The organism is Arthrobacter sp. P1_A5, assembly GCF_056406825.1.
In genome coordinates, this window is record NZ_JBFTZL010000337.1 from 1 (window position 1) to 1,644 (window position 1,644).

The window sequence follows — 1,644 nt, forward strand, 5'->3', positions numbered from 1 at the left end:
CGGGTATCCTCCCGGCGCCGGACGCTGGTGTTTAAGCGCTGGAACCCCTTCACGCTGACGGCGGCGTGACGCTGACGACGGCCCCTGAGCCCTATTGGGCCTTCGGCACCGACCGCAGGACGACGGCGGCCAGGACGCAGGCCCCGGACATCAGGACCAGCGCAATTGACGCCGTGACGTGCACGCCCGAGTCGAAGGCGGTGCGCGCGGCCGCCGTCACCGCCTCCGCCAGGGGCGCCGGAAGCATCCGTGCCAGATCCACAGCGCCGGCCAGGGTTTCACCGGCCTGGCTGGTGGCCGCCGCCGGGGCGAGTTCGGACACGCCCGCGGGAAGCCGGAGGTTGCCCTGGTAGGAGGCCGTCAGGATTGAGCCGAGAATCGCCGTACCCAGCAGGGACCCCACTTCGTAGCCGGTCTCGGAGATGGCGGCGGCTGCCCCTGCCTTGTCGGCGGGCGCCGCGCCCAGGATCAGGTCATTGGAGATCGTCTCGGCGGCGCCCACCCCCAGGCAGAGCACCAGCAGGGCGGCAAGGAGCAACGACGGGCCCTGGCTGTGGTCGCCGAAGGCCACCAGGAAATAGCCCGCCGCGCTCAGCAGCAGGCCGCCGGCCACCACAAAGCCGGGCCGCACCTTGCGCACCAGCGGGACCACGAGCAGCCCCGCCACAACTGTGGCGATGAGGGCCGGGACCATGGCGACGCCGGAGGCCGAGGGGGACTGGCCCTCCAGCAGCTGCAGGTGCTGGGCCAGGAAGAGAATGAAGCCGTTGAAGGAGAACAGCGCCAGGACGTTGGCCACGATGGCCGTACTGAAGATCCGGTTGCCAAACAGGCTGACGTCGAGCATCGGCGCGGTGCTGTGGTCTGTCCTGTGGATACGGGCAAGCGCGCGTTGCCGCCGGATGAACACATAGCCCATGAGCAGGCCGGTTCCGATGCTCGCGAAGGCCTCAGGAGCCGGCCCGTGGGTGGCAAGGGCCTTGATCCCGTAGACCACCGGCACCATGACTAGCAGGGACAGGGCAATGCTGGGCACGTCCACCCGGCCCGGCTTCGGATCGCGGGATTYCGGGATCAGCGCCGGCCCGAGCAGCAGCAGCGGCAGGATGATCGGCACCGCGACCAGCAGGACGGCGCCCCACCAGAAGTGTTCCACCAGCCAGCCGCCGGCAATCGGGCCGAGGGCGGCGCCACCGGAGAATCCTGCGGCCCAGATCGCCACCGCCAGCCTGCGCCTGTTGGGCTGCGGAAAGATGTTCCGGATCAGCGACAGCGTGGACGGCATGAGCATGGCGCCGAACAGGCCAAGCCCGGCGCGGCCGGCGATCAGCCACTCCGCACTCGGCGCGAACGCCGTCACGGCCGACACCGCGGCGAAGCCCGCGCTGCCCACGAACAGCAGCCGGCGCCGGCCGATCCTGTCGCCCAGGGAACCCATCGCGACCAGGAGTCCGGCCAGGACCAGGGGATAGGCGTCGACGATCCAGAGCAGTTCGACGCCGGAGGCGGTCAGGCTGCTGGCGATGGCCGGCAGGGCGAACGTGAGCGCGGTGTTGTCCACGGCCACGAGCAGGACGGGGAACATCAGCAGGGCCAGCGCCACCCAGTCACGCCACGGAGCCCGGGGCCCGGTGGCCGCAGGAG

The 1,644-nt window shown here is 70.8% G+C and carries 1 protein-coding gene; it reads right to left on the reverse strand.

Annotated features, from left to right (window positions below):
• Positions 1-91: 91 nt before the first annotated feature.
• Positions 92-1,644: MFS transporter (locus AC1D1S_RS21065; RefSeq protein WP_476995437.1), on the reverse strand; the 1,553-nt coding region annotated here is incomplete at its 5' end.